Source organism: Leuconostoc miyukkimchii (genome assembly GCF_019656055.1).
GTDB classification, from domain to species: Bacteria; Bacillota; Bacilli; order Lactobacillales; family Lactobacillaceae; genus Leuconostoc; species Leuconostoc miyukkimchii.
The window spans coordinates 116,942-137,689 of record NZ_BPKY01000001.1; the positions used below are offsets into that span (position 1 = coordinate 116,942).

19 protein-coding genes are annotated in these 20,748 nt (G+C 36.1%); 16 read left to right on the forward strand and 3 right to left on the reverse strand.

All coding sequences use genetic code 11. The features are described 5' to 3' along the window. The first annotated feature begins 29 nt into the window (after positions 1-29). From galU to K5Q13_RS00605, 9 genes are all read left to right on the forward strand, one after another. A complete protein-coding gene (gene galU / locus K5Q13_RS00565; protein WP_220738783.1) occupies positions 30-902 on the forward strand; it encodes a UTP--glucose-1-phosphate uridylyltransferase GalU in 873 nt (290 codons plus the stop codon). A gap of 99 nt (positions 903-1,001) precedes the next feature. Then, positions 1,002-1,955: a thioredoxin-disulfide reductase gene (gene trxB, locus K5Q13_RS00570; RefSeq protein WP_220738785.1), complete on the forward strand. Its 954-nt coding sequence runs from the start codon at positions 1,002-1,004 to the stop codon at positions 1,953-1,955. A gap of 243 nt (positions 1,956-2,198) precedes the next feature. Then, positions 2,199-3,392 carry an MFS transporter gene (locus tag K5Q13_RS00575; RefSeq protein WP_220738787.1) on the forward strand — a complete coding sequence of 398 codons (1,194 nt, stop codon included), beginning with the start codon at positions 2,199-2,201 and terminating at the stop codon, positions 3,390-3,392. Positions 3,393-3,479: 87 nt separating this feature from the next. Continuing rightward, entirely contained in the window at positions 3,480-4,931 is a 1,452-nt protein-coding gene (gtfA, locus tag K5Q13_RS00580; protein WP_220738789.1) for a sucrose phosphorylase, read from the forward strand. Between the two features lie 136 nt (positions 4,932-5,067). After that, positions 5,068-6,768, forward strand: a complete 1,701-nt coding sequence (locus tag K5Q13_RS00585) for a phospho-sugar mutase (RefSeq protein ID WP_220738790.1) — start codon at positions 5,068-5,070, stop codon at positions 6,766-6,768. 121 nt (positions 6,769-6,889) lie between these two features. Beyond that, on the forward strand, positions 6,890-7,249 hold the full coding sequence (gene rplS, locus K5Q13_RS00590) for a 50S ribosomal protein L19 (RefSeq protein WP_220738792.1): 360 nt from the start codon (positions 6,890-6,892) through the stop codon (positions 7,247-7,249). Positions 7,250-7,614: 365 nt separating this feature from the next. After that, a complete protein-coding gene (gene dinB, locus K5Q13_RS00595; RefSeq protein WP_220738794.1) occupies positions 7,615-8,700 on the forward strand; it encodes a DNA polymerase IV in 1,086 nt (361 codons plus the stop codon). Between the two features lie 66 nt (positions 8,701-8,766). Beyond that, positions 8,767-9,759: a DHH family phosphoesterase gene (locus tag K5Q13_RS00600; RefSeq protein WP_220739504.1), complete on the forward strand. Its 993-nt coding sequence runs from the start codon at positions 8,767-8,769 to the stop codon at positions 9,757-9,759. A 24-nt stretch (positions 9,760-9,783) separates the two neighbouring features. Beyond that, positions 9,784-11,148, forward strand: a complete 1,365-nt coding sequence (locus K5Q13_RS00605; protein ID WP_220738796.1) for a DEAD/DEAH box helicase — start codon at positions 9,784-9,786, stop codon at positions 11,146-11,148. Between the two features lie 43 nt (positions 11,149-11,191). Here K5Q13_RS00605 and K5Q13_RS00610 read toward each other — a convergent pair whose 3' ends face one another. Both K5Q13_RS00610 and K5Q13_RS00615 read right to left on the reverse strand, forming a co-directional pair. Beyond that, positions 11,192-12,019: an alpha/beta hydrolase gene (locus K5Q13_RS00610; RefSeq protein WP_220738798.1), complete on the reverse strand. Its 828-nt coding sequence runs from the start codon at positions 12,017-12,019 to the stop codon at positions 11,192-11,194. Further along, complete coding sequence (locus K5Q13_RS00615) at positions 12,009-13,223, reverse strand: PTS sugar transporter subunit IIC (protein WP_220738799.1); 1,215 nt, start codon at positions 13,221-13,223, stop codon at positions 12,009-12,011. The genes K5Q13_RS00610 and K5Q13_RS00615 overlap by 11 nt, the downstream gene beginning before the upstream one ends. A gap of 150 nt (positions 13,224-13,373) precedes the next feature. On the opposite strand from K5Q13_RS00615, the gene K5Q13_RS00620 reads away from it, so the two are divergent. The 5 genes from K5Q13_RS00620 to dltD are packed head-to-tail and all read left to right on the forward strand — an operon-like array spanning position 13,374 to position 17,816. Then, positions 13,374-13,514: a teichoic acid D-Ala incorporation-associated protein DltX gene (locus K5Q13_RS00620; RefSeq protein ID WP_220738801.1), complete on the forward strand. Its 141-nt coding sequence runs from the start codon at positions 13,374-13,376 to the stop codon at positions 13,512-13,514. 15 nt (positions 13,515-13,529) lie between these two features. Continuing rightward, positions 13,530-15,062 (forward strand): D-alanine--poly(phosphoribitol) ligase subunit DltA, encoded by a 1,533-nt coding sequence (gene dltA, locus K5Q13_RS00625; protein WP_220738803.1) that lies wholly within the window; start codon positions 13,530-13,532, stop codon positions 15,060-15,062. Continuing rightward, complete coding sequence (dltB, locus tag K5Q13_RS00630; protein WP_220738805.1) at positions 15,055-16,260, forward strand: D-alanyl-lipoteichoic acid biosynthesis protein DltB; 1,206 nt, start codon at positions 15,055-15,057, stop codon at positions 16,258-16,260. The genes dltA and dltB overlap by 8 nt, the downstream gene beginning before the upstream one ends. Before the next feature lie 29 nt (positions 16,261-16,289). Continuing rightward, on the forward strand, positions 16,290-16,526 hold the full coding sequence (dltC, locus tag K5Q13_RS00635) for a D-alanine--poly(phosphoribitol) ligase subunit DltC (protein WP_220738807.1): 237 nt from the start codon (positions 16,290-16,292) through the stop codon (positions 16,524-16,526). A gap of 6 nt (positions 16,527-16,532) precedes the next feature. Beyond that, positions 16,533-17,816 carry a D-alanyl-lipoteichoic acid biosynthesis protein DltD gene (gene dltD / locus K5Q13_RS00640; protein ID WP_220738809.1) on the forward strand — a complete coding sequence of 428 codons (1,284 nt, stop codon included), beginning with the start codon at positions 16,533-16,535 and terminating at the stop codon, positions 17,814-17,816. 76 nt (positions 17,817-17,892) lie between these two features. Here the strand turns inward: dltD and K5Q13_RS00645 are convergent, their stop codons facing one another. After that, positions 17,893-18,600, reverse strand: coding sequence for a YslB family protein (locus tag K5Q13_RS00645; protein WP_220738811.1), 708 nt, complete (start codon positions 18,598-18,600; stop codon positions 17,893-17,895). A gap of 90 nt (positions 18,601-18,690) precedes the next feature. On the opposite strand from K5Q13_RS00645, the gene murI reads away from it, so the two are divergent. Together murI and K5Q13_RS00655 are read left to right on the forward strand one after the other, a co-directional pair. Then, positions 18,691-20,148: a glutamate racemase gene (murI, locus tag K5Q13_RS00650; protein ID WP_220738813.1), complete on the forward strand. Its 1,458-nt coding sequence runs from the start codon at positions 18,691-18,693 to the stop codon at positions 20,146-20,148. Positions 20,149-20,182: 34 nt separating this feature from the next. Continuing rightward, positions 20,183-20,719 (forward strand): YfcE family phosphodiesterase, encoded by a 537-nt coding sequence (locus K5Q13_RS00655; protein ID WP_220738815.1) that lies wholly within the window; start codon positions 20,183-20,185, stop codon positions 20,717-20,719. Positions 20,720-20,748: the final 29 nt, after the last annotated feature.

The window sequence follows — 20,748 nt, forward strand, 5'->3', positions numbered from 1 at the left end:
TAAGACAAATAAGAAAGAGAGTTATTAAAATGAAACCAGTACGTAAAGCAGTTATTCCAGCAGCCGGACTTGGCACACGCTTTTTACCAGCTACTAAAGCTTTGGCAAAAGAGATGTTACCAATTGTTGACACACCTACAATCGAATATATTGTGCGTGAAGCTATTGCCTCTGGCATTGAGGATATTGTGATTGTTGATGGTAAGTCTAAACGATCAATTGAAGATCACTTCGATTCAAATCCTGAATTAGAGAATAATTTACGTGACAAAGGCAAGGATGAACTATTAAAAATAGTACAAGAAACAACCGACATTAATATGTACTTTATCCGTCAATCACATCCTAAGGGACTTGGGGATGCTGTTCTCACAGCTAAAGCCTTTATTGGCGATGAGCCCTTTGTTGTCCTTCTTGGTGATGATTTGATGGAGGACGAGGTACCTTTAACAAAACAATTAATTGAACGTTATGAAGAAACTGGCGAATCAACTTTGGCCGTGATGAAGGTTCCTCATGATCAAGTTTCTGAGTATGGTGTAATTGATCCAGCAGCGGAAGCGTCTGATGGCCTGTACCGTGTCAAATCGTTTGTTGAAAAACCTAAACCAGAAGATGCCCCTTCAGACTTGGCAATTATTGGTCGTTACTTGTTAACACCTGAAATTTTTGAAGAGTTAGAAAATACACAACCAGGTAAAGGAAATGAAATTCAATTGACAGATGCAATTGACTCATTAAACAATCGACAACATGTCTATGCACATGAATTCAAGGGCAGTCGATACGATATCGGATCAAAAATTGGCTTTTTAGAAACTAATATTGAGTTTGGATTGAAACATCCACAAACAAAAGATCAGCTACGTGCTTATATAAAAGAGCTTGCAGCAAAACTATAATTAAATTACAAATGGTGATTAAGAAGTTAAAATTCGACAAATAACCTAAATGCGTGTAAAATTAGATTAACAAAAAGTAAGTGAAATGAGGTCGAACAGATGGCAGAAACAAAGCAATATGATGTTGTAATAATTGGTGCAGGACCTGCAGGAATGACGGCTGCAACTTATGCATCACGTGCAAATCTATCTGTTTTAATGCTGGATCGTGGTATTTATGGCGGTCAAATGAATAATACGGCTGAGGTTGAAAATTATCCAGGTTTTGATTCCATTTTAGGACCCGATCTTTCAGAAAAAATGTATGCTTCTTCAACACGTTTTGGCGCAGAGTATGGTTTTGGTACAGTAGAAAGCATTGAAATAGATGGCCAAAATAAAATAATTAATACTGATATGGATCGTTATATTACTAAAGCGATTATTATTGCAACTGGATCTGAGCACATACATTTGGGCACTGATGGTGAGGAACATTACCAAGGTCGCGGTGTAAGTTACTGTGCAGTCTGTGATGGCGCATTTTTCCGTAATGAGGATGTTGTCGTTGTTGGTGGTGGCGATTCTGCTATTGAAGAAGGACTATATTTAACCAACTTGGCAAAATCTGTTACGGTGTTACATCGTCGTGATAAGCTTCGTGCGCAACAAATCATTCAAAATCGTGCTTTTTCAAATGAAAAAATGTCATTTCGTTGGCATACAGAAGTCGTGTCAATCAATGGAGACGATGATAAGGTCACAAGTGTGAGTGTAATTAATAATCAAACACAAGAAGTTTCTCAAATTAATGCGAGTGGTGTGTTTGTTTATGTTGGTTTAAAGGCTAACACACAAGGTTTTGAAAATCTGAATATCACAGATGATGATGGTTGGATAATTACTGATGATCATATGAGAACAGCTATACCAGGTATATTTGCTGTGGGAGATGTCCGCGTTAAAGAGCTACGCCAAATTACAACAGCTGTTGGTGATGGCAGTATAGCAGGACAGGGTGTCTATGATTATATTAGTGCCTTAGCAGCTGAGACAAATGAACAAGTTATATAATGTTGAAAACAAATTTTTATAAATTTGTTTTTTTTTATATTTATCTCATGAAATCTCTTTTAAGGTTATAAAATCAATAGTGTAAAAAAATGATTATTTTCTGAAAACAATAGCATAATAATTTCACTTTGGAAAACGTTTGACAATTAAGGTGCAAGCGGTTACAATTATTTGTGTTAAGATGCACAATATAATTGTTTTACAGAACGGAACCGGTTCTATAATGTGTTAGAGGAGAAGATAATGCAAAGTCAAGATAAGTGGATTACCAAAGTTGCGTTTTTGGGTGTTTCATTCATGCTAACTAGCGCGTATGCAATCAATGGGGCAATGCCTCAGATGACGAAGGCGCTGAATGTTTCAGCCACAGAGGTGCAGGCTTTAGCAACAACACCATCTATTGTTGTCACAGTGTTCGTATTACTCAGTTCGTTTATTGCCGCAAAGTTAGGAGATAAAAAAACAATCATATTAGGCATGCTGTTAGTTGGTTTTGCTGGAATTGTGCCTTTCTTTGTGACATCTTATCCCGTTATTCTCATATCAAGAATGGTCCTTGGTGCAGGATTCGGTATTTTTAACTCATTAGCTGTATCAATGATCGCTGTCATGTATCAAGGGCAAACACGTTCAGTTATGTTAGGGTGGCGTGCAGCCGTTGAACAAATTGGACAGGCAGTTTTAACTTTTATCGCAGGATTGCTTTTAAATTTTGGTTGGCAAGCAACATTTTTAGTTTATCTACTCGCCTTTCCAATTCTATATCTCTTTTATGTTCGCGTACCAGATACGTCGGAAATGTTGGCAGAAAGAGAAAAGAATAGTACAAAAGAACAGTTATCGATTGATTCACCTCAAAAAATTAGTCCTTTGGTTTGGCTTTTGACATTATTTGCTGCTTTCTTAGTGATTGATTACATGGCTATTCAATTGAGCTTTCCATTTATGGCCCAGAACTTAGGTGTTAAAGGGTTAATTGTCTCTACAATCTTATCTCTTATGTTAGTTGCAGCAATGGTTGGTGGCTTAGTGTATGGGGGTATGCAAAAACTATTTGGACGATTTACCTTGCAAATTGGTTTAGTCTTGATGTTTGTGTCTAACTTCTTAGTTGCATTCTCAAATGGTAATTTTATCGTATTAACAATTGGTGTACTACTCATTGGATTTCCAATGCAACTGATTTCACCATTTATTTTTAGCCAATTACCTAATTTAGCACCATTAAAGAAGCAACCTTTTGTGACATCAGTTGTACTCATTGGCTTTAACGTCGGCGTCTTTGTCGAACCATTTGTGTTATCGCTATTAGCCAGAATAATGGGAAATCCAACTAGCAGTGTTTCTGAAGCAGCATACAGGACTATTCCATTGTTTGGTGTGATTCTATTAATAATTGCATTTGTGACACTTATCACTAATCGTAAAAAAATATAACATTTGCGCCTAATGGTGGCGCATTACAAGTAACCTAAGTTAATTTTAATGCCATAAATTGGTTTTATATAAGGAGAACAAAAAATCATGAAGAAACTTACTAATGAAGCGATGCTCATCACATACGCTGACTCACTTGGCAAAAACTTGAAAGAACTCGATCAAGTTCTTTCAAATGAGCTTAATGGTGTTGTAGGTGGTGTCCACGTCTTACCATTTTTCCCATCAACAGGGGATCGCGGATTTGCGCCTGAAGAGTATGAAACAGTAGATCCACAATTTGGTGACTGGTCTGATATTGATAAGTTAGCAGAAAAGTATTATTTAATGTTTGATTTTATGTTAAATCATATTTCACCACAATCAAAATATTTCCAAGACTTTTTGGAAAAAAAGGAAGAATCAGAATATTATGATATGTTTTTGAAGTATTCTGAATTCTGGCCTGAAAATCGTCCAACAGATGCTGATATTGATTTGATCTATAAGCGTAAGGATAAGGCACCATTTTCACCTGTTACATTTGCTGATGGCACGACTGATCAAGTATGGAATACATTTGGTGATCAACAAATGGATTTGGATGTTACTAAGGAAGTAACAAAAAAGTTCATTAAGGATTCATTGGTTAATTTAGCTCATCATGGTGCTTCTGTTATTCGTCTGGATGCTTTTGCTTATGCAATCAAGAAGTTAGATACAAATGATTTCTTCGTTGAACCTGAAATTTGGGCTATTTTGGATGAAGTACGCGAAATTCTTGCAGCTGAAGGTTCAGAAGTTTTGCCTGAAATTCATGAACATTACAAGATCGTACGTAAGATTACTGAACATGACATGTATTCATATGACTTTGCTTTGCCATTAATTACATTGTATTCATTGTATTCAGGTAAAACAGAACGTATTGCTGATTGGCTACGTCAAAGTCCAATGAAGCAATTTACAACATTGGATACTCATGATGGTATTGGTGTTGTTGATGCTAAGGATTTGTTGACACAAGAAGAAACTGATTTCACAACTGAAGAAATGTACAAGGTTGGCGCAAACGTCAAGAAAATATTCTCTTCAGCTGCATATAACAATTTGGACATTTATCAAATTAATACAACATATTACTCTGCTTTGGGTAACAATGATGCAGCTTACTTATTGGCTCGTGCAGCGCAAATATTTGCGCCTGGTATTCCACAAATTTACTATGTAGGTTTACTTGCAGGTGAAAATGATATTGAACTTTTGGAAAACTCAAAAGAAGGTCGTAACATTAACCGTCATTATTATGATTTAGCTGAAATTGCTGAAACAACAAAGCGTCCAGTTGTTTCTAACTTGTTTGATCTGTTGCGTTTCCGTAACACAAGTACAGCCTTTGATTTAGATGGTTCAATTGAAGTTGTTAACAACGGTGAAAATGAATTAGTAGTAACACGTACATCAGCTGATGGTAAGACAACAGCCACATTAGATGCTAACTTTGCTACAAAAAACTTTACTGTATCAGAAAATGGTAAAGAAATATTCACAACAAAGTAATTTTATCAATCAAAGCGCCCAGGCGCTTTTTTGATTACATAAAATCAGGATGCTGATTTTTATGTCGTGCAACAGGGTTAGATGATTTAAAAATTAAATTTTGTTATAATGAGAATAAAGTATATAGGAGAAAATAATGAGCTATCAAGAAAGTTTGGCACAATGGCAAGCAGCAAAGCTACCTGACTATTTAGCCGAGAATTTGACGTCATATACGCCAGAACAACAAGAAGATGCATTTTATCAAAATTTGAGTTTTGGTACTGCTGGTATGCGCGGTATTTTAGGTGCAGGGACTAACCGGATGAACATTTTCACAGTGCGTCAAGTAACAGAGGCGCTAGCTCGCTATATTGATGCACAGGGTGAAACAGCCAAAAAACGTGGTGTTGCAATTAGTTTTGATTCAAGACACTTCTCACCAGAATTTGCTAAAGATGCAGCGCGCGTGTTATCAGCGCACGATATTAAATCATATTTATTTAGTAGTTTACGACCAACACCTGAGTTGTCCTTTACAGTAAGAGAATTGGATGCTTTTGCAGGAATTATGATTACTGCCTCACATAATCCAAAAGAATATAATGGCTACAAGGTTTATGGTGAAGATGGTGGCCAGATGGTGCCGGAAGCTGTTGAAACAATTGTCACTGAGTTAGAAAAAATTTCAGATATATTTAATATTACACTTGATCTAGACGACAAAAATATTCAAATTATTGATCAAGAATTAGATGATAAGTATTTAGAAAACATTGCAACAATAACAGTTGATAAAGAACTTGTGGCTAATGAGGGTAAATCATTAAAGTTTGTTTATACACCTTTACATGGGACAGGACAATATATTGGTGAAAAAGCACTACAACAAGCAGGTTTTACTAATTATTCCATTGTCAAAGAACAAGCAGTGATTGATGGTGACTTTCCAACCGTAAAAAAGCCTAATCCGGAGGATGCTGCTGCCCTAGAAATGGCAATTAACTATGCACAAAATAACGGGGCGGATGTTGTCGTTGCAACAGATCCAGATGCCGATCGTATGGGCGCTGCTGTTAAATTAGCAGATGGTACTTTCCAAGTGTTAACTGGTAATCAAATTGCGGCAGTTTTAGTTAATTATTTGTTAACTGCTAAGAAAAATACAAACACACTACCAAAAAATGGGGCAATTGTGACCTCAGTTGTATCGTCACGTTTTGCGTCAAAGGTGGCGGATAGCTTTGGTGTAATTACCGCTGATGTGTTAACAGGATTTAAATATATTGCGGCTACTATTGATGAATATGAAGCCACAAAAGAACACACTTTTTTATTTGGTTTTGAAGAAAGTTTTGGTTACCTTGTTAAGCCTTTTTCACATGATAAGGATGCCATTCAAGCACTTGTTTTGTTCGCGGAAGTGTCTGCGTACTATAAGTCTCAAGGGAAAACTTTTGCAGATGGTTTGCAAGAATTATTTGAAAAGTTTGGTTACTTTGAAGAAAAGACGATTAGTTTAGATTTCCCTGGTATTCATGGTAATGACGAAATGGCTGCTATTATTGCAAAGTTCCGTGATAATCAACCAAGTAAAATTGGCGATTTGAATGTTATACGTACACAAGATTTTTCTACTGCCACTGAGACAACAGCTGATGGCGAGACAGCGAAGTTACCACAACCAAAAGCAAACGTATTAAAGTATTGGCTTGAAGATGGTTCTTGGGTTGCCGTGCGCCCTTCAGGCACAGAGCCAAAACTAAAGTTTTACATTGGTGTTGAATCTAGTTCACAAGCGATATCACAATCAAAAATTGATATCATTACAAGTGATTTAATGACGTATACAAAGTGATTCTGGACAAAACGTTTGTAATTTGATACAATACTTAAAGGCTTAAGTGCCATATTAACGATAATCCGCTGCGCGATTAGCCTACGGGCGAGTGTAAGATTGTCGACTAGGAGAATGACCAATGCGTCAAAATAGTATTTTAGAAAACATTACATCAGCACAATTACGTTCTGATATTCCTGACTTCCGCGCCGGTGACACTGTTAAGGTGTACGCTAAGATCGTCGAAGGTTCACGTGAACGTATCCAATTGTTTGAAGGCGTTGTCATCAAGCGTAAGGGTGCTGGCATTCAAGCAACATACACAGTTCGTAAGATTTCATCTGGTGTTGGTGTGGAACGTACATTCCCATTGCATTCACCACGTGTTGAAAAAATTGAAGTGGTTCGCTTTGGTGCCGTACGTCGTGCCAAGTTGTACTACTTGCGTGCATTGCAAGGTAAAGCAGCTCGTATTAAGGAACGTCGTCGCGACGTATAACCTTATTGAAAACACTCTATTGGGTGTTTTTTTTTTACAAAATAATCCTAAAACAGGGAAATATGCTTATAAAAACATGTAATATTTACGTAACAAAACAGAAAAAAATATGATACATAAATTAGCAAATTATAGTATATAATTAAGACATACTCGAATGATATTTGAGTTTCATTACTCCCCTAGTAATGTTTCAATCAGCCCCCCAATTACTGATTGAATTAACTGATAGCTTCGGTTATCGTCCCCCTGACCATTGCCCTCTTCGGTCAGGGGGTTTTTATGTGTCATTTAATTTTAAGAATACCATTAAATATATAACGTGTTGATAGGCGAACTTATGTTCGTTGTGTTAAAATATGCTTATGGCAGAGATTTTTATAACAACCGATAGACGTAAAATTTTACACGTTGATCTCGATGCGTTTTATGCACAAGTTGAGATGCGTGATAATCCATTATTACGTGATAAAGCACTCATTATCTCAGGTAACCCAGATGAGACAAAGGGACGTGGTGTCGTAACCACAGCAAATTATATAGCCAGAAAACTCGGGGTGCATTCAGCAATGAGTGCAGCGGAAGCAAAACGATTAGCTCCCAATGCTATATTTCTTTCGCCTAATTTTAATAAATATAGAATTATTTCTAAACAAATTCATGATATTTTTTATACAATTACAAATAAAGTTGAGCCAATCGCATTGGATGAAGCCTATCTTGATATTACAGAGCTACAACAATCAAGTACAGAGGTAGCTGGTTACATTCGTCATGAAATTCTGAGAAAAACTGGTCTGACGAGCTCTATTGGTGTGTCTCACAATAAATTATTGGCGAAACTCGGCTCTAAATTTAATAAACCAAATGGTGTAACCGTTATTACGTCAGAGAATATGCTATGCTTTCTTGATGAATTAGCTATTGGTGATTTTCGTGGTGTTGGTAAAAAAACGCGTGAAAAATTTGAAAAAATACATATAACCAATGGTGCGCAGTTACGTGGACTAACTTATGAAGAATTGCGGTCGTTATTTGGAAAAATGGGTGAAAATTTATATTGGCAAGCGCGTGGTGTTCATTTTGGAGAGGTTGCATGGCAACGTCAGCAACAATCTATTGGTAAGGAAGAAACATTTGGTCAATTCTTACATGATGAGGCAGATGTGCAATCAGAGTTTAGGAAGTTAGCGGTAGCAATGATAAATGTTATGAAATCACGACACCTTGCGGGTAGAACTTTTAACGTGAAAATTCGTGATGACGCTTTTAATACAATTACACGTGCAATCACAAGAGAAAGTCCATGGCCATTATCAGAGGATTTGCTTGTCAAAAATGCTCAAAATATATTTGAAGATGTTATAACCTTACCATTTTCAATTCGATTATTGGGCTTGTCGATGAGTAATTTGCAATCAAGTACTTTTGAGGAAATGACGTTGTTTTAAACGTGATATACTAGATAAAGACATACAAATTTAAGTGTATTCACGATAAATTAGAAAGATAGAATGATGGCAACAATTGAAGAACAACTATTACAGCAAATTAAAAGATATGATACGATTATTATTCATAGGCATCAACGCCCTGATCCAGATGCATTTGGTTCACAATTAGGATTGAAAGCGATTTTACAGGCAAGTTTTCCAGAAAAACATATCTATGCTGTCGGGAAATCAGTACCAGGCTTAATGTGGATGAGTGAAGATGATCAGTTCATGGATGATATTCCTGATAAAACTTATAATAATGCTTTGGTTATTATGGTTGATACAGCAAATTCACCTCGTATTGATGATCAACGTTGGTCTACAGGGTTAGAAACCATAAAAATTGATCATCATCCAAACGATGAACCTTATGGCGATTGGCAATGGGTAAAAGAAGGTCATTCGGCAACAAGCACAATGATTTACGAATTTTATGAATTGCTTAAGACGCAAGGCTTGGTAATGACTAATCAAGCTGCACGATTATTGTATATTGGTATTGTTGGTGATACTGGGCGATTCATGTATAGTATGGATAAAGAAACTTTCCGAGTTGTATCCGAATTATTTAATTATAATTTTGACTATCAGGCAATTCTCCATCACATGGAAACTATTTCTGAAAATGCTGCAAAGCTTTCGGGGTATGTTCTTCAAAATCTGAATATTTTACCTTCAGGTTTTGCATATGTTGTCTTAACAAAGGCTTTGATTAAAGAATTTGATTTGCGAGAATCAGGGACTGCGTTTGTTGTATCGTTACCATCAAAAATTGATAAAGTTAAAGCATGGGCCATTTTCGAAGAGCAGGATGAAGGCAATTATCGTGTACGATTGCGATCACGAACCATCGTGATCAATAAAATTGCTAATCAGTTTGAGGGTGGTGGACATCCAATGGCTTCAGGTGCTTGGGCACAAACAACGCAAGATATTGATCGTTTAATAAAAAATGTAGATATGGCCTTAACTAAACAATATGGGGTCGCAAAAATTAGTTCAGAAAATAACTGAACATATCGAAAGTAGAGAAAATTGATGGCAGAAACTGCAAACCAATTTGGACAATTTAATTTAAAAACAGAAATAATTACAGCCTTAACAGCAATAGGATTCACACAACCTACGCCAGTTCAAGCTAAGCTCATTCCTAGTATATTAAAAGGAAATGATGTTGTTGGTCAATCTCAGACAGGTTCTGGGAAAACACATACTTTTTTGATTCCAATCTTTAATCAATTGATTAAAGATGAACAGTATGTGCAAGCTGTGATAACGACACCATCACGTGAATTAGCTGCGCAAATTACAAAAGCAGCCAAAGACTTTGCAAACAAATTGGCAGAAGATATTACTATTTCGGAATTTGTTGGTGGAACGGACAAATTACGACAGATTAAGCAACTTGAAAAAAATCAACCACAAATTGTTATTGGCACACCTGGCCGTATTAAGGACCTTGCATCATCTGGTGCCCTCAAATTACATGATGTTAAGACATTGGTTGTTGATGAAGCAGATATGACGCTTGACTTGGGCTTTTTGAATGAAGTTGATTTCATAGCTGGGGCAATGCCCGAAAAGCTACAAACATTGGTATTTAGCGCAACAATGCCTGAAAAGCTAAAGCCGTTCTTAAAAAAATATTTAGACAATCCGCAATTTGAAGCTATTCCTGTATCAACGGTCATTGCAGATACAATTGATAATTGGTTACTTGCCACTAAGTCTAAAGATAGAAATGATGTTATTTATCAAGTACTGTCAATTGGCAATCCATACTTGGCTTTAGTGTTTGCTAATACTAAAGAACGCGCAAAAGAAATTGCTTCGAATTTGCGTGGACGCGGCTTGAAAATTGCAGAGATACATGGTGATATTGAACCTCGTGAACGTCGACGAGTAATGAAATCTATTCAAAACTTAGAATACCAATATGTTGTTGCAACAGATCTAGCGGCTCGTGGTATTGATATAGAAGGTGTATCTCATGTGATTAATGACGATATTCCTGATGAATTAGAATTTTTCGTACATCGTGTTGGACGAACTGGCCGTAATGGATTAGCAGGTGTCGCTATTACATTATATGGACCGGATGAAGAGCAAGAAGTTGCTGAATTAGAAGCGTTAGGTATTAATTTCAAAGCTAAACAGATTAAAGAAAATGAGATTGTTGATATTAAAGACCGTCGTGCGCGTAAACAGCGTGTCGCAACAACCAAAAAGTTAGATCCAACGATGGTAGGTATGGTGAAAAAGAAAAAGAAAATAGTTAAACCTGGATATAAGCGTCGTATTAAGGCTGCTATTCAACGTAAAGATCAAATGGATCGTCGTATCTCAAAACGAGAAGATATGCGTGCAGTCCGCAAAGAAAATAAGAAACGTGGCGAAAAATAATAAAAAGATGGTGACTTCATTTGAAGTCACCATCTTTTTATTATTATCGCTGTGTCATGCGTGATAGTGGGACAATGACTTTAGATTGGAGTATCTTAACAACTTCTGGATTATCCGGCAAGCTTGAATGTTGTGCGTTATCTCCAGAAAGGATTGTTTGTGTGTAGGACTTGACATGTTTTTGGTATATGTATTTACCGGCAATAACGCTTTGAATTGGTACAATACCGTCATCAGTGTAATCTTCGGTCCCAGCGATAGAATACATGGATAGGTTAGATGGTAAATTTTTACCACCTTGAACAAAATCTTTAAGCATCTCTGTTCGGTGTTGTAACGAAGACTCTGAAAAATTAAAGGGTGTGCCCAGGGTAGTTAAAGTTGGTACATTAAATGAGTCACTATCATAGTAATTTTCAAAATAATTAGTCCATATTAAGCCGCCATTGGAGTGACCTACTGCAGCAAAGGTCTTAAAATGATAACGCTCTTGCAAAGAATCTAGTGCACTGGTAAGCCACTGCGTTTGTTTTTTTATATTATCATAACCATCTTTATTATTTTCGAATCCGATAACTATAAATGGTTGCCGATCAGTAGCGTTAATATTACCTTGATAGACTAAGTCGCCATTTTTTTTAACCAGAACTTTTAAAATACTATGTGCTGGCCCGTTACTATTAATCGTAGTGAGTAAATTATCAAATCGATTAACAGTAGCGCTTGAACCTGGAATGAAAATAACAGGCGTCATACGAGAGTTTTGGAGCTTGGCTTGGTTAGTGCTAGTTTGGGAAACCCAATATTGACCGTAAAATCCCAAAATAATAATTAGTATAAGACTGAATCCTAAGATTATTCTATTTTTCATTAGGTACCTCTATCATCAGACGTTTAGTAAATGGATAATAAATTAGAAGAGAAAGACAAAAAATGAGAATTGCGATGATGGTGGATTGAATAGGTGTACTGCTTGCAAGTGTTGGCAGGAGAACATTTGGCATACCAGAAGGTGTAATAAAAACAACTGGTTGTGTGAAATGTAAAAAGACAGCCAGATAAGCAATCAAAGTGCCGATAATATTAATCAGGAGCATAGGTATTAACATCAATGGTCGCAAAAATATTGGTATACCAGCGTAAAGTAAAAAGTTATTATCAAACAAGCTTGGAAGCCAAGCTAGAATAGCCAATCGTCGGTATTTCTTTGACGCTGCAAATAATAGCAGTAGATTTAGAGCTAGTGTATTGCCAATGCCACCAAATAGCGTAAATGAACCATAAATACTATACAAATTTTCTGGAAACGGTAATGTTGAGATACTGTGTGTTAACATAGCATCCAAATTCGATATAACTGTATTAAGTGTTGTCTGGTTATTTGTCAACTCAGGTGGTATGGAGAAGCCTAAAACAAATAAAAAAGGTGCTAGAATGGCAATAAGTAGTAGCCCTAAAAAGCTTGTAAAAAAATTTTGAGATAAAAGTGTAGCAAACATTGTTTGTAATCGTGGCCACTGAATAATGGGATGAAGCATCACGTTAAATGAAATAATAATGATAGACCATAACAAATATTTTAAATTAAACGGTGATGTTGTGGCTGAAAAATGTTTATGAAGCCAATAATATGTGGCGCAACTTAGCAATGTTAAAATCGTAATTAATAGATATTGAATTGTGATATATGTTGGTAATTGGTCTTTTTGAAATAACAAGATATAAGTTGCTATAAAGTTAGTGACAATGGGAAGACTAGTATTTTTAACACCTCTTGCCGTCAAATAATGATATGTTAAGCCAATTACAAAAACCATTGCCACAGCGATATCCAAATTTGATAATATGAATCTGGCATGGTCAACAATTGTATCCGGAAAAATGGGATATTTTTTTAATATATTTGCAAATAATGCATCTGGAAATAAGATTAATTTGAAAACTAATCGGCAATAAATGTCGATTGCTAAAATGGGGATGGATTGTTGTATAGCAAGCGCTATCGACTGGAACGCGGGACGATGAATTAACCGATCATCCCAACGTTGTACGGTATTAATTAAGTAATTGAACATGGCGTCTCCAAGTTTAGGGAAATAATTATTACGATAAAAAAGTAGATATTTAAAATGTTTGTGCTATAATTGCTATAAATGTTTTTATAGTACATCAAATAAGTACTATGTCGATTATACATTAAATCACAGATACGGGGGTAACGTGAAATGTTTACACGTTTTTTTAGGCGACCGACTATCAATTTTGTTATTCGGACGCTATTTTATTTTGTTGTTATCTTAGCGCTTGTATATCTTTATAGTTACTCAGGCGTAGGCGAAGGACACTTTATTTACAATGAATTTTAACTTAGGACAATTAATATGATTACTGAAAATATCATAGAAGCTATCGACACAACTGCACAAGAACAAGGGCAGACGATTGCTTATGACGAATTAGGAAAAACGCAAACATACGCACAACTGAAACAATATTCAGATCATTTAGCCGCTTTTATAGAAACTTTACAAATTAGTGATGATGCACCAATTATGATATATGGTGGGCAACAATTCGAAATGATAGCCAGTTTTTTGGGTAGTGTTAAGTCTGGTCATGCTTATATTCCAGTTGATGTTAACTCCGCCGATGAACGATTGACTGATATTGTTGAAATTGGAAAACCTGCAGTAGTAATTGCGGTAGACGACTTACCTGTAAAAATACCAGACATTCCGGTGATTAATAAAGCGCAACTTACAAAAATCTTTAATACACCGAATAATTTTAAAATGACACACCCAGTTCATGATAACGATAATTTTTACATTATTTTTACATCAGGTACCACTGGCAAACCAAAGGGTGTGCAAATTTCACATAATAATTTACTGAGTTTTACTAATTGGGTGCTCGGAGATGAATTCAATTGGCAGTCCGAAAGTAATGTTCTCGCACAGCCACCTTATTCATTTGATTTGTCTGTTATGGACTGGGTACCAACATTAGTTTCAAAGGGAACTTTGAAAGCTTTACCAAAAACAGCTGCTGATGATTTTAAAACTTTGTTTAAAGTATTACCAACGTTACATTTAAATAAGTGGGTATCAACGCCTTCTTTTGCTGATGTAGTTTTACTTGATCCAGAATTCACACAGGAAAATCATCCGGATTTAGATGGCTTCATGTTTTGTGGTGAAGTTTTGACAAAAACAACAGCGCAAAAGTTATTGGCGCGTTTTCCAAAGGCAAGTATTTATAATACTTACGGCCCAACAGAGGCAACAGTCGCCGTCACCGGATTAAAGATAACAAAAGACACGATTGAAAATAACGATAAAATGCCAATTGGCTATGTTAAATCTGATACGAAAATCATCATTCAAGATAGCGATGGACAGGCAGTGCCTGACGGTCAACCGGGTGAAATTGTTATCGTAGGGCCATCTGTGTCACAAGGTTATCTAAACAATCCTGAAAAAACAAGCCAAGCATTCACGACAGTTAATGGAATTAGCGCTTATAAAACAGGTGACTTAGCCCTACGTGATAAGAATGGTTTGTTGCATTATAAGGGACGTAGTGATTTTCAAATCAAATTGCATGGTTTCCGAATTGAACTTGAAGAAGTTGCGCAACAATTACAACAAAGCCAATGGGTTGATCAAGCCGTAGCTGTACCAAGATATGATGCAGATGGTAAAGTGAAACAATTATTAGCAATTATTGTAGCTAAAAATAACAACTTTGAGAAACCAATATTATTAACTACTGCTATCAAGAACAATCTTGAGAATATTATGATGCCATATATGGTGCCAAGCCGCTTTATGTATCGTGATAAAATGCCATTAACACCTAATGGTAAAATTGATCTGAAGGGTTTGATTGCAGAGGTGAACGGTCATGGTTAATTTGCAGCCATACACTGACCCAATGTATTTTATTATATTATTGTTGGCACTATTACCACTGGCAATTGCTCTGTATTTTGGTAAGCGTTTATCTTGGTATGAAGTTATTGTGTCACTGGTATTTATTTTCTTGATGTTTAATGGCAAAAAATATCATGAAGGTTACGCTATTATTTTATTCATGATATGGCAATGGTTGCTTGTTTGGGCATACACGTTGTATCGTAAAAAATCAAATAATACAGTGGTATTCTATGTTGCAACAATCCTTGCAATTGTGCCGTTATTTTTAGTCAAATTAGCACCGGTAGCACATTGGACACATGTATCAACATTACTAGGCTTTCTGGGGATTTCATATTTAACATTCCGTTCAGTTGGTATGATACTTGAGACACGAGATGGTGCAATTAAAGAATTTAACCCTTGGTTGTTCTTGCGGTTTATGTTATTTATGCCGTCAATTTCATCAGGTCCAATTGATCGTTATCGTCGATTTGTCAAAGATATTACGACTGTGCCTGATCGAGAAAAGTATCTCGGCATGTTAGAAAAAGCAGTTTGGTATTTCTTTCTTGGCTTTTTATATAAATTTGTCTTATCTCATATCTTAGGAACATTATTGTTACCGCGATTTGAAAGTTTGGCTATATTATCAGCAAGCGTTCATCATGGTTGGTCATGGTGGTTGGTACCAGTTATGTATACCTATGGGTTAGATTTGTTCTTTGATTTTGCCGGTTATTCATTATTTGCTGTTGCCACAAGTTATGTCATGGGTGTCGAATTGCCAATGAACTTCGACAAACCATTCTTGGCAAAAAACTTGAAGGATTTCTGGAATCGCTGGCATATTACATTGTCATTTTGGTTCCGTGATTATATTTTTATGCGACTTGTCTTCATGATGATGAAGAAAAAATGGTTTAAGAGCCGTTTGACAACGTCAAATATTGCCTATATTATTAACATGTTGATTATGGGATTTTGGCACGGGTTACACTGGTACTATATTGCCTATGGTTTATTCCATGGTGTGGGATTAGTTATCAATGATGCATGGCTTCGATTCAAAAAGAAGCATAAAGTGCCACATAATAAATTTACAGAAGTATTTGCGATTTTTGTTACATTTAACGTTGTTATGGTGAGTTTCTTGCTATTTAGCGGATTTTTGGACAAATTATGGTTTAAGTAGTAGTATCTAACAGAAAGAAGGAAATAAACATGGCAGTAAAAGAAGAAGTAATTGAAATTTTAAATACAATTATTGGTGAAGACATCAATGACCAACTCGATGATGATTTCTTTGACAGTGGGTTGCTTGACTCGATGGCTACAGTTGAATTGTTACTTGATCTTGAAAGTAAGTTTGATATTCAAGCACCAGTATCAGAATTTAATCGTGATGAATGGAATACACCTAACAAAGTGATTGCCAAAGTTGAATCTTTGATTGGGTAACTCACTATGAAAAAACGGGGGTTATGGTGGATTTTTGGGCCAGTAATTGTGGCTTTCGCGCTCGTTATGGCATTATTGTTAGCACCGTTTTCGCTAATTCATATCACGCAAAAAAGTACGCGTGATTCATCTGTTTCTTTTTCCAAAAATATTTTTAAGGGAGAAGCAGTAAAAATGGCTGCATTTAATGATAAGTCTGAGCGCTATGTACCATTCTTTGGATCAAGTGAATTGTTGCGTTTGGATACAATGCATCCATCTATGTTAGCTGCTAAGTATCAGCGTAATTATCAGCCATTTTTATTGGGCCAAGCTGGTACAGAATCATTGACGCATTATTTAGGTATGCAGGAAATGACACCAGCCTTGCATAAAAAACAAGCGGTTTTCATTGTTTCTCAACAGTGGTTTACTAAAAAAAATACAAAAGTATTTTTCCCTGAGTTTTATTCACCACTGCAAACAGTTGATTGGCTGACTCACATTAAACAAATCACGCCAACAGATCGTTTCATAGCACAGCGTTTGTTGCAACAAAAACAGATTAAAGATAGTACATTTTATAATCATATGATTATAAAAATTAGTGATAATAAACCATTATCTAAAACTGATATCAATTTGTTACGCTTCCGTCACCGTGTCTTGTTACGTGAGGATCAACTTTTCTCTAATTTTTCAAGATCGGAAAATTGGTCGAAGCATGTTGAACCAGCAACCAAAAAATTGCCAGCTGAGGATAACTACTCTTTGTTATCACAGGAAGCAGAACGAACTGGTGCACGAGAGACAACAAATAATCCATTTCAAGTTAAAAATTCGTTTTATAAATATCGTGTCAAAATGCGATTAAAACAATTGGCAGGTAGTCAGGAAAAATTTGATTATCGTCAGTCAGATGAGTATGCCGATTTTCAGGCTGTATTAGCTGAGTTTGCAAAACAACATACTGACGTTTTATTCATCATACAACCTGTTAATCAGCGTTGGTCTGATTATACTGGTTTAAGAAAGAATATGTATTATCAGAGTGTTGATAAAGTAAAGAAGCAGTTACGTTCGCAAGGGTTTAACAATATAGCCGATTTCTCACATGATGGTGGTAAAAACTACTTCATGCAAGATACAATTCATATGGGTTGGCAAGGTTGGGTTGCGGCAGATAAACGTATTAAGCCATTTTTGCAAAATGGTTATCAGCCAACTGATTATCATATTAATAACAATTATCTATCACGTGACTGGCAAAATCTTATGCCAACAACTAAAAATCTGAATCAATTTAAATAAAAACCGCTAATGTATCACCATGAGATAAACCAAATTTGGCTTATCTCATGGTGATACACAGCGGTTTTTTTGTTGATTATAAACGAGGTGATTGTGACTCTGTTGGGAAGTTAAACGGATCAATGTTGTCGTCACCTGACATAGCGCTCAGGCTTTGGGGTTCATCTTTAGGTAAGTCAATATCGTCGAACTTGAAGGCTAGTAATGAATCAGTAATTGATTGTTCACGTGAGATGTCATCATCGCCACGGACATTGATAATTTTAGCATGCTCAATGTTCTCATGAGTTTGTCTTAGAAAAGATTCTCGTGCTGCGACACGTTGTTTAATATCAGACACATCAACGGTTTCGTTTAAATCAGTGACAACATCAAAGCTAACACCTTCATTTTTTTTCAAAAACTTGAAAGTTGCTTCTGCAATTGCACCAGTTTGTGTTTCAAGTTGTTGGGCTAAAAAGCCAGCTTCTAAACTAAAATCAGCAGATTTGTTAAGACTTAAGCGTTGCTGGACTAAATCGCCAGTTAAATACCAACGTTGATTTTTGTTATCTTGTGATGCAATTTCTAATTTACCAAAACCAGCATTATCAAAAAATTCTACAACAGAAGAGAGCGCATCAGTTGGAAACTGTCGTGCAATTTCTTTACCAGCCCAATAAAGAATGTGTGGATAGTCTTCTTGTAATAAGTTTTTTAAAAGACCGTCACGTAGGAGTGTCAAAGCAAAGCTATTGACTTGGAAGTTAGTTTGTAAAATTTTATCGTAATCATTGATGTTCATGAGTTTATATAAACCTTTCAGACTTTTATTATACCAAACTTTTGGCGGCTAGAACTTGCATTCTCAATTTTTTCATTCATAATTATAGATATGAATAAAAATAATCCAATCGGAATGGTTGATTCTGGTGTTGGTGGCTTGACAGTCATCAAAGAAGCCCAGAAACAACTACCTAATGAACAATTTATCTTTATTGGCGATACAGCGCGTATGCCTTATGGCCCAAGAACGACTGAAGAAGTGATTAATTATACTTGGCAAATGGCAGATTATTTGGTGACTAAAAAGAAAATCAAGATGCTAGTAATTGCCTGTAATACTGCAACAGCACGTGCTTTACCATATCTTGAGTCGAAACTGTCCATTCCAGTTATTGGTGTCATTGAACCAGGTGGAAAAGCAGCACATTTAGCAACAAAAAATAACAAAATTGGCGTGATTGCTACTGAGGGAACGGTTGAATCTGGTGCATATGATACAATCATACATCAATACGATACTGATACACTAATTGTCTCCCAAGGTGAACCAGATTTTGTGAAAATAGTAGAGGCCAATCAATATCAAGATCAACAGGCTCGTGATCTTGTAATGACACACTTAGCACCTCTTCAAGCATCTGGAATTGATACATTGATCTTAGGGTGTACGCATTTTCCGCTACTTGAATCAGCCATTCAAGCGGCTATGGGGTCCAAGGTCAAGTTAATTGATTCTGGTCGTGAAACGGTTCAAATAATTAAGCAAACGTTGGATGAATTGAACCTAAATACAGTAACTAAGCATAATCATGACTATGATGTTTATTACACAACAAGTCCAAATAGTGATGATACTTTTAAAATTATTGCAACAAATTGGTTAACACGAGATATTGCACTTGATGTACGTCATCTGCAAATTATAGGTTCTCAAAACCAACAACACTTAGAGGAGATTGCCATGCCTAAATTGATTGTAGCTAGCAATAATGCACATAAAATTTCTGAAATTGAGGCCATTTTAAAAAGTAGTCATATTAACCTCGAAGTGTTACCGTTACGTGATTTAGGTGGCAACGTGCCTGAAATAATTGAAGACGGGCATACATTTGAAGAAAACGCGACAAAAAAAGTACAGGCAATCGCTAAAATTGCACCAAATGATTATATTTTAGCTGATGATTCAGGTTTATCAATCAATGCTTTAAATGGTGATCCTGGAATTTATTCTGCAAGATATGCCGGTGATCATGATGATGATGCAAATATTGACAAAGTGTTAAATAATCTTGTAGACGTAAAGGATCGTTCTGCATATTTTAGTAGTGTCATGGTACTTATTGGACCTAATAAACCTAAATTAGTTGCTACTGGTAAAATAGGTGGCACGATTACGAACCAGCGGCATGGCGAAAACGGCTTTGGCTATGATCCAATTTTCTTTGTACCTACTTTCGAAAAAACGTTTGCAGAGCTAACAGCAGCGGAAAAGAATCAAGTGAGCCACCGTGGTTTAGCTTTACAGGAATTGGGAAAAAACTTGCCAAAATGGTTGAAAGGAGAGTAGAGAACAACATCTGTTCTCTACATGTAAATTTCATATGTCAAAATTTTTAATTGTATCAGATGTTCATGGAGATCGTGACATATTGTCACAAATTATCGATAAGTGGCGGCCCCATGTAGATGGTTTATTTTTCAATGGCGATTCTGAACTTTCAGCGCAAGATAACGTTTTTGATGGGGTATCAACAGTCATTGGTAACATGGATTACGACCCCAACTTTGCCGAATCCAATACGGTCACACTAAAAGATGTTACTTTTTTTCAAACACATGGCCATCTTTACGATGTACGCGCATTTAATGCTTGGGCCAACTTAGAAAAATTAGATACATCTGCTGAAAAAAACGGTGCGCAAATTGTATTATTTGGTCATACACATCTTGATGGTGCAGTTGCCTACAATAATAAGCTATTTATAAATCCCGGTTCAACGACATTGCCGAAGGGGCCACGATCTATTATTGGGGGCACATACGCCTTATTGCTGGTTGAACAAAATAAATTTATTGTACAGTTTTATAATCGTTCACATCAGCTATTAGAAGATTTAACGGTAGAAATGTCACGTTGATTTGGCAACCAGCCTTTTTAACTGTTGAC

Coding starts and splice junctions, on each gene's coding strand:
- rplS (WP_220738792.1), top strand. CDS start 6,890: ATGCGTCAAAATAGTATTTTAGAAAACATTACATCAGCACAATTACGT.
- K5Q13_RS00655 (WP_220738815.1), top strand. CDS start 20,183: ATGTCAAAATTTTTAATTGTATCAGATGTTCATGGAGATCGTGACATA.
- K5Q13_RS00575 (WP_220738787.1), top strand. CDS start 2,199: ATGCAAAGTCAAGATAAGTGGATTACCAAAGTTGCGTTTTTGGGTGTT.
- K5Q13_RS00645 (WP_220738811.1), bottom strand. CDS start 18,600: ATGAACATCAATGATTACGATAAAATTTTACAAACTAACTTCCAAGTC.
- dltD (WP_220738809.1), top strand. CDS start 16,533: ATGAAAAAACGGGGGTTATGGTGGATTTTTGGGCCAGTAATTGTGGCT.
- gtfA (WP_220738789.1), top strand. CDS start 3,480: ATGAAGAAACTTACTAATGAAGCGATGCTCATCACATACGCTGACTCA.
- dltB (WP_220738805.1), top strand. CDS start 15,055: ATGGTTAATTTGCAGCCATACACTGACCCAATGTATTTTATTATATTA.
- dltA (WP_220738803.1), top strand. CDS start 13,530: ATGATTACTGAAAATATCATAGAAGCTATCGACACAACTGCACAAGAA.
- K5Q13_RS00610 (WP_220738798.1), bottom strand. CDS start 12,019: ATGAAAAATAGAATAATCTTAGGATTCAGTCTTATACTAATTATTATT.
- murI (WP_220738813.1), top strand. CDS start 18,691: ATGAATAAAAATAATCCAATCGGAATGGTTGATTCTGGTGTTGGTGGC.
- dltC (WP_220738807.1), top strand. CDS start 16,290: ATGGCAGTAAAAGAAGAAGTAATTGAAATTTTAAATACAATTATTGGT.
- K5Q13_RS00585 (WP_220738790.1), top strand. CDS start 5,068: ATGAGCTATCAAGAAAGTTTGGCACAATGGCAAGCAGCAAAGCTACCT.
- dinB (WP_220738794.1), top strand. CDS start 7,615: ATGGCAGAGATTTTTATAACAACCGATAGACGTAAAATTTTACACGTT.
- K5Q13_RS00605 (WP_220738796.1), top strand. CDS start 9,784: ATGGCAGAAACTGCAAACCAATTTGGACAATTTAATTTAAAAACAGAA.
- K5Q13_RS00600 (WP_220739504.1), top strand. CDS start 8,767: ATGGCAACAATTGAAGAACAACTATTACAGCAAATTAAAAGATATGAT.
- trxB (WP_220738785.1), top strand. CDS start 1,002: ATGGCAGAAACAAAGCAATATGATGTTGTAATAATTGGTGCAGGACCT.
- K5Q13_RS00615 (WP_220738799.1), bottom strand. CDS start 13,223: ATGTTCAATTACTTAATTAATACCGTACAACGTTGGGATGATCGGTTA.
- K5Q13_RS00620 (WP_220738801.1), top strand. CDS start 13,374: ATGTTTACACGTTTTTTTAGGCGACCGACTATCAATTTTGTTATTCGG.
- galU (WP_220738783.1), top strand. CDS start 30: ATGAAACCAGTACGTAAAGCAGTTATTCCAGCAGCCGGACTTGGCACA.